Here is a 6,071-nt window from a genome sequence, read left to right as displayed (position 1 = left end):
GGCGAGACCATCCGCGCCGCCCTGCTCTGCGCCGATCTGCGCGACTTCACCGCCCTGTCCGAGGCGATGGCGCCGGCCGAGGTGATCGCCACGCTCGACGCCTGGTTCGACCGCATCGCCGGGGCGGTGCACGCCTTCGGCGGCGAGGTGCTGAAGTTCATGGGCGACGGGCTGCTGGCGATCTTCCCGGTCACCGGCACCCCGGCCGAGGCCGGCGAGGCCTGCGAGGCGGCGCTGCGCGCGGTCGCCGCCGCCCGCGCCGGCATGGCCCATCTCGACGCCACGCGGCAGGCCCAGGGCCGGCCGCCGCTGCCGTTCGGCGCGGCGCTGCATCTGGGCGAGATGATGTGGGGCAATATCGGCGCCGCCGACCGGCTGGACTTCACCGCCATCGGCCCGGCGGTCAACCTGGTCAGCCGGCTGGAGGGGCTATGCCGGCCGCTCGGCCGGGCGGTGCTGATCTCCGGCGCGCTCGCCGCCGAGACCGCGGCGCCGCTGGTGCCGCTGGGCGAGCACCCGCTGCGCGGCATCGCGGCGCCCTGCGCCGTCTTCACCCTGCCGGATGCGTGACCGGGCCGGCACCCGCCAGCAGTTCCTCGCAGAGCTCGGCGATTACCAGCCAGGTCGCCACCCAGTGCCGCTCGCCGCCGGGCGCGCAAGTCTCGGCCTGGCGGCGCGCCTCGTCCGGCGCGCCCGGGCCGTGCCGGCGCAGCAACACCCGGGCGGACAGCTCGAGCTCATGGACGGTCAGACAGCTCATGCGCCGTTCCGCAAAAGGGGGGACACCATCCCTATCTATGGAAATTAGATAAAATTGTCCAGATCGGAACGGACGGATAACCAAAAGGATTAGGAAGATCGGCTCGGCATAAAACGAAAGAGGATCCCGGCCGGGATCCCCTTCCGCGACGGTCGTCGGACGGTGTCAGGCGGCCTTGCGCAGATGGCCGTCCTTGACCAGCATCTCGGCGATCTGGACCGCGTTCAGCGCCGCGCCCTTGCGCAGATTGTCGGCGACCACCCAGAAGGACAGGCCGTTCTCGACCGTGACGTCCTCGCGGATGCGGCTGACGAAGACCTGGTCCTCGCCGGCGCATTCGACCGGGGTGACATAGCCCTCATCCTGCCGGTGGTCGACCACCGCGATGCCCGGCGCCCGCTTCAGCGCGGCCCGCGCCTCGCCGGCGGAGATCGGGTTCTCGCACTCGATGTTCACCATCTCGGAATGGCCGATGAAGACCGGCACCCGCACGCAATGGGCGACGACCTTGATCGCGGGGTCGAGGATCTTCTTGGTCTCGACCATCATCTTCCACTCCTCCTTCGTCGACCCGTCATCCATGAAGGAATCGATGTGCGGGATGACATTGAAGGCGATCTGCTTGGTGAACTTCTCCTTCACGATCGGGTCGTTCACGAAGACGGCGCGGGTCTGGTTGAACAGCTCGTCCATCGCCTCCTTGCCGCCGCCGGAGACGGACTGGTAGGTCGAGACCACGACGCGGCGGATCTTGGCCAGCGCGTGCAGCGGCCGCAGCGCCATCACCAACTGGATGGTGGAGCAGTTCGGGTTGGCGATGATGCCCTTGCGGTTGAACTGGGCGATCGCCTGCGGGTTGACCTCGGGCACCACCAGCGGCACGTCCGGATCCATCCGGAAATGCGAGGTGTTGTCGATCACCACCGCCCCGGCCTTGGCCGCGCGCGGGCTGTGCACCGCCGAGATCTTGGCGCCCGGCGAGGACAGCACGATGTCGATGCCCTTGAAGTCGAACTTGGAGAGATCCTGCACGTCGAGGATGTCGTCCTCGCCGAAGGAGACCTGGCGCCCGATCGAGCGCTCCGACGCCAGCGCGACGACCTTATCGACCGGGAACTCCCGCTCGGCGAGGATGGAAAGCATCTCGCGACCGACATTGCCGGTGGCTCCGATGACCGCGACCCGATAGCCCATATCCGTAATCCGGCTGTTCGATTGCTGAAAGGGATGCACTCGGTAGAATGTATGCCGATCCGGGCGCAATGGCACAGCCATGCGAATCATGCGCGGCGATCATGCCGTCAGGGGACGGCTGGCGCTGGACAAGGGAGGAACGGAGATGGCCGAGAGGCTGCCGAGCTATTCCGCCTTCTGGCCCTATTACCTGCGCGAGCACGCGCGGCCGCGGACGCGGGCGTTGCACTTCATCGGCACCAGCCTGGCGCTGCTGTGCCTGCTCCTGCTGATCGTCACCGGCAGCTGGTGGTGGCTCCTGGCGGCGCTGGTGTCGGGCTATCTCTTCGCCTGGATCGGCCATTTCTTCGTCGAGCACAACCGCCCGGCGACCTTCACCCACCCGCTGTGGTCGCTGCTCAGCGACGTCCGCATGTACGGTCTGTGGGTGTCCGGCCGGCTCGGCGACGAGCTGCGCCGGGCGGGGGTGCAGCCGTAAAGGCTGCGATCCCGGCCTACCTCAACTGTCATTGCCAGGCTTGACCCGGCAATCCAGGGACCACCCAGAGTGGCATCGACATTCCTGGATGCCCGGGTCAAGCCCGAGCATGACAGTGTGGGGGACGGAACGTGCCGTTAAAATCGATAGCGCAGCCCCAGCGCCAGGATGTCGACGCCGCTGCTGTTGCCGGCGTTGTAGGACACCTGCGTCTCGATCGGCGTGCCCTCATAGAAGTCGCGCTGCGCATCCATGTTGCGGCCGTCGATGAAGATGTGGGTGTAGGCGAAGTCGACCGACATGTTCTCCATGAAATCGTAGCTGAGGCCGGCCGACAGCCAGTAGCGGTCGCCGTCCGGGGTGCGGCTGGAGCGGAAGCCGGTCTTGGTCGGCGTCGGGTCGTACTGGAATCCGGCGCGCAGCGTCAGGTCGTCGTTCCAATAGTATTCGCCGCCGATCGAGACGCCGAGCGTGTCCTGGTAGCGCTGGGCGTTCACCAGGTCGTCGCCGCCGTCGGCGCGCGTGACCCGGATCTCCTGGAACGACGACCAGCCGTACCAGGTGGCGCCGGCCAGGAGCGCGATCTGCGGCGTGACCTCCTGGCGGATGCCGAAGGACAGCATCGGCGGCAGGTTCAGCTTGGCGCGGCCGTCGGTCGCGAAATTCGCCGACGGGAATCCGGGCGGGAAGGTCAGGCCGTCGAGCTTGGCCGACCCGTCCAGCATGTGGTCGACGCCGGAGCGGAAATGCACGCCGATGCGGGTGCCTTCGACCGGCTGCACGATGGCGCCGATGTTGTAGCCGACGGCCCAGCTTTCGCCCTTGATCGTCAGGTCGCCATCCCCGCCGAACGGCGTCGGCAGGCCGCCCAACGGGCTCGGCACGGCGCCCTCGAGCTTGGCCCAGGCATAGGAGATGTCGATGCCGCCGCCGATCGACAGCCAGTCGTTCACCCGGTAGGCGACGGTGGGCGAGAAGTTGTAGACCAGCAGCTGGGTCTTGGTGGCGTCGTAGCGGCCGAACCAGTTGCTGTTGTACTCGCTCTCCAGCCCGAAGGGGGCGCCGAGGCCGACGCCGACCCAGAGGCGGTTGTCGGTGTTCGGCACCGGCAGCGCGACATAGCCGTGCGGCACCAGCGTCGGGTCGTAGGGGTTGTTGCTCTTGCTGTGGCCCGAGATCGGCCCCGGCGGCCGGTTCGGCACCCCGGCGGCGGCGATGCCGGGATAGTCGATGGTCGAGCCGTCGTCCTTCAGCTCGGAATCCGGGATCAGGAGGCTGCCGCCGGACTGGACCTCACCCGATTTCAGGAAGGTCATGCCGGCCGGGTTGAAGAAGATGGTGCTGGCGTCGTCCGCCGCGGCGGCCCCGCCGGCGAAGGCGCGGCCGAGGCCGGTCACGCTCTGCTCCTGGATGAAGAAGCCGGCCGCATTCGCCGCCCCGGCCCCGAGCCCCGCCCCGGCGGACATCGCCGCCACCCCCAACGCCAGACGCGAAATCCCCTGCTTCATCTCGGCATGTCCCCCCCGGCCGTGACCGATCTGTTGCGCAATGTTGCGCTTGTAACAGTTACGTCACGCCAAAGTCGGCGGCGCCGTCAAGCACTGTTCAAGGTCTCGATGAGATTGAATACCTTCGAAGCGGCAGAACCCAGCCGGACGCTACGTCAACCGGCCGAAAAAAGTGCCACCGGGAAGAACAGTCGGAACTATCCACAGCGGCAACCGGCGCGAATCGCATAAAATTGATTCGGTAATGCGCCGGGACTGCCGAAATGCCAGACAAAAGGGGCGGGGCCAACGGTCCCGCCCTGTTGCACTGCACAAATACCCAAGAAGAGGTTAACGCGACCGAGCAGCCATCGCCTCGAGGATCGCGGTGCCCATGTCGCCGGTCGAGACCACCTGCGTCGCGCCGGTGCCGGCGATGTCGGCGGTGCGGATGCCGCGGTCGAGCACGTCGGACACCGCCGCCTCCAGCAGGTCGGCCTCGGCGCCGAGGTCGAAGCTGTAGCGCAGCATCATGCCGAAGCTGAGCAGCGTCGCGATCGGGTTGGCCTTGCCCTGGCCGGCGATGTCCGGGGCCGAGCCGTGCACCGGCTCGTACAGCGCGCGGCGCCGGCCGGCGGCGTCGGGCGCGCCGAGCGAGGCCGAGGGCAGCATACCGAGCGAGCCGGTCAGCATCGCCGCCTCGTCCGACAGCATGTCGCCGAACAGGTTGTCGGTGACGATGACGTCGAACTGCTTGGGGTTGCGCACCAGCTGCATGGCGCAGTTGTCGGCCAGCATGTGGCTGAGCTGGACGTCCGAATACTGCTCCTGGTGCAGCTTGGTCACCTCCTCGCGCCACAGCCGGCCCGATTCCATGACGTTCATCTTCTCGACCGAGCACAGCCGGTTGCCGCGCTTGCGCGCCAGCTCGAAGGCCACGGCGGCGACGCGGCGGATCTCCGACGTGGTGTAGACCTGGGTGTTGATGCCGCGGCGCTCGCCATTGCCGAGGTCGGTGATGCCGCGCGGCTCGCCGAAATAGACGCCGCCGGTCAGCTCGCGCACGATCAGGATGTCGAGGCCCTCGACCACCTCGCGCTTCAGGGTCGAGGCGTCGGCCAGGGCCGGGTAGACCAGCGCCGGGCGGAGATTGGCGAACAGCTCCAGATCCTTGCGCAGGCGCAGCAGGCCCGCCTCCGGCCGGATCGAGAAGTCGACGCCGTCCCATTTCGGCCCGCCGACCGCGCCCAGCAGCACGGCGTCGACCGCCAGCGCCGTCTCCATCGTCGCGTCGGTGACCGGCACGCCGTTGGCGTCGATCGAGCAGCCGCCGACCAGCTGCTCGTCGATGTCGAAGCCGACCGCGCGGTGGCTACCCAGCCACTGGGCGGCGCGCTTGACCTCGCCCATCACCTCCGGGCCGATGCCGTCACCGGCCAGGACGAGGAGCTTCTTGTTGGCAGCCATGGGGAAACGACCTTCAGCGAAGTTGGAGGAAGGGAACGGAGGGGGAAGCCCGGCGGCTCAGGCGGTCAGCCAGGGCTGGGCCGATTTGCGCTTGGCCTCGAAGCTGTCGATCTCGCTCGTCTGCTGCAGCGTCAGGCCGATGTCGTCGAGGCCGTTGATCAGGCAGTGCTTGCGGAACGGGTCGAGGTCGAAGCGGAGCTTCTGGCCGTCCGGCCGGGTGATCTCCTGCGTCGCCAGGTCGACCGTGACGGTCGCGTTGGCGCCGTTCTCGGCGTCCTTCATCAAGAGCTCGACCTGCTCCTGCGGCAGGGCGATCGGCAGGATGCCGTTCTTGAAGCAGTTGTTGTAGAAGATGTCGGCGAAGCTCGGCGCGATGACGCAGCGTATGCCGAAGTCCAGCAGCGCCCAGGGCGCGTGCTCGCGCGACGAGCCGCAGCCGAAATTGTCGCCGGCGACCAGGATCTGCGCCTTCTGATAGGCCGGCTGGTCGAGCACGAAATCCTTCGGGTTGCCCTGCTCGTCGGTGCGCAGCTCGTAGAACAGGCCGGCGGCGAGGCCGGTGCGCTTGATCGTCTTCAGGAACTGCTTCGGGATGATCATGTCGGTGTCGACATTGACGATCGGCAGCGGCGCTGCGACGGCGGTGAGCGTGGTGAAGGGCTGCATGGCGGCGGCTGTGCTCAAA

At 67.8% G+C, this 6,071-nt stretch carries 7 protein-coding genes; 2 read left to right on the top strand and 5 right to left on the bottom strand.

Annotated features, from left to right (window positions below; all coding sequences use genetic code 11):
• Positions 1-570: adenylate/guanylate cyclase domain-containing protein (locus ACTOWL_RS33030; RefSeq protein WP_441325543.1), on the top strand; the 570-nt coding region annotated here is incomplete at its 5' end.
• On the opposite strand, the gene ACTOWL_RS33025 is transcribed toward ACTOWL_RS33030, so the two are convergent.
• Both ACTOWL_RS33025 and ACTOWL_RS33020 read right to left on the bottom strand, forming a co-directional pair.
• The gene (locus ACTOWL_RS33025; protein ID WP_441325542.1) at positions 551-760 is read right to left on the bottom strand and encodes a hypothetical protein; all 210 of its coding nucleotides are present in this window, start codon (positions 758-760) and stop codon (positions 551-553) included. The two genes, ACTOWL_RS33030 and ACTOWL_RS33025, sit on opposite strands and share 20 nt — an antisense overlap.
• A 165-nt stretch (positions 761-925) precedes the next feature.
• Positions 926-1,954 carry an aspartate-semialdehyde dehydrogenase gene (locus ACTOWL_RS33020; protein WP_441325541.1) on the bottom strand — a complete coding sequence of 343 codons (1,029 nt, stop codon included), beginning with the start codon at positions 1,952-1,954 and terminating at the stop codon, positions 926-928.
• A gap of 145 nt (positions 1,955-2,099) precedes the next feature.
• On the opposite strand from ACTOWL_RS33020, the gene ACTOWL_RS33015 reads away from it, so the two are divergent.
• The gene (locus tag ACTOWL_RS33015; protein WP_441325540.1) at positions 2,100-2,432 is read left to right on the top strand and encodes an Mpo1-like protein; all 333 of its coding nucleotides are present in this window, start codon (positions 2,100-2,102) and stop codon (positions 2,430-2,432) included.
• 137 nt (positions 2,433-2,569) lie between these two features.
• On the opposite strand, the gene ACTOWL_RS33010 is transcribed toward ACTOWL_RS33015, so the two are convergent.
• From ACTOWL_RS33010 to leuD, 3 genes are all read right to left on the bottom strand, one after another.
• Positions 2,570-3,940, bottom strand: coding sequence for an OmpP1/FadL family transporter (locus ACTOWL_RS33010; RefSeq protein ID WP_441325539.1), 1,371 nt, complete (start codon positions 3,938-3,940; stop codon positions 2,570-2,572).
• Between the two features lie 330 nt (positions 3,941-4,270).
• Entirely contained in the window at positions 4,271-5,386 is a 1,116-nt protein-coding gene (leuB, locus tag ACTOWL_RS33005) for a 3-isopropylmalate dehydrogenase (RefSeq protein WP_441325538.1), read from the bottom strand.
• Between the two features lie 57 nt (positions 5,387-5,443).
• Positions 5,444-6,052, bottom strand: coding sequence for a 3-isopropylmalate dehydratase small subunit (gene leuD, locus ACTOWL_RS33000; RefSeq protein ID WP_441325537.1), 609 nt, complete (start codon positions 6,050-6,052; stop codon positions 5,444-5,446).
• Positions 6,053-6,071 lie beyond the last annotated feature (19 nt).

Origin of the sequence: Inquilinus sp. CA228 (genome assembly GCF_052078665.1) — a bacterium.
Taxonomy (GTDB): domain Bacteria; phylum Pseudomonadota; class Alphaproteobacteria; order DSM-16000; family Inquilinaceae; genus Inquilinus.
Note: the sequence above shows the minus strand (reverse complement) of the source record. Positions and strands in the feature narration are given on the sequence as shown.

Bases quoted from the DNA above. Each gene is read 5' to 3' on its own strand.
- ACTOWL_RS33010 (WP_441325539.1), bottom strand. From the start codon at position 3,940: ATGAAGCAGGGGATTTCGCGTCTGGCGTTGGGGGTGGCGGCGATGTCC.
- ACTOWL_RS33015 (WP_441325540.1), top strand. From the start codon at position 2,100: ATGGCCGAGAGGCTGCCGAGCTATTCCGCCTTCTGGCCCTATTACCTG.
- leuB (WP_441325538.1), bottom strand. From the start codon at position 5,386: ATGGCTGCCAACAAGAAGCTCCTCGTCCTGGCCGGTGACGGCATCGGC.
- ACTOWL_RS33020 (WP_441325541.1), bottom strand. From the start codon at position 1,954: ATGGGCTATCGGGTCGCGGTCATCGGAGCCACCGGCAATGTCGGTCGC.
- leuD (WP_441325537.1), bottom strand. From the start codon at position 6,052: ATGCAGCCCTTCACCACGCTCACCGCCGTCGCAGCGCCGCTGCCGATC.
- ACTOWL_RS33025 (WP_441325542.1), bottom strand. From the start codon at position 760: ATGAGCTGTCTGACCGTCCATGAGCTCGAGCTGTCCGCCCGGGTGTTG.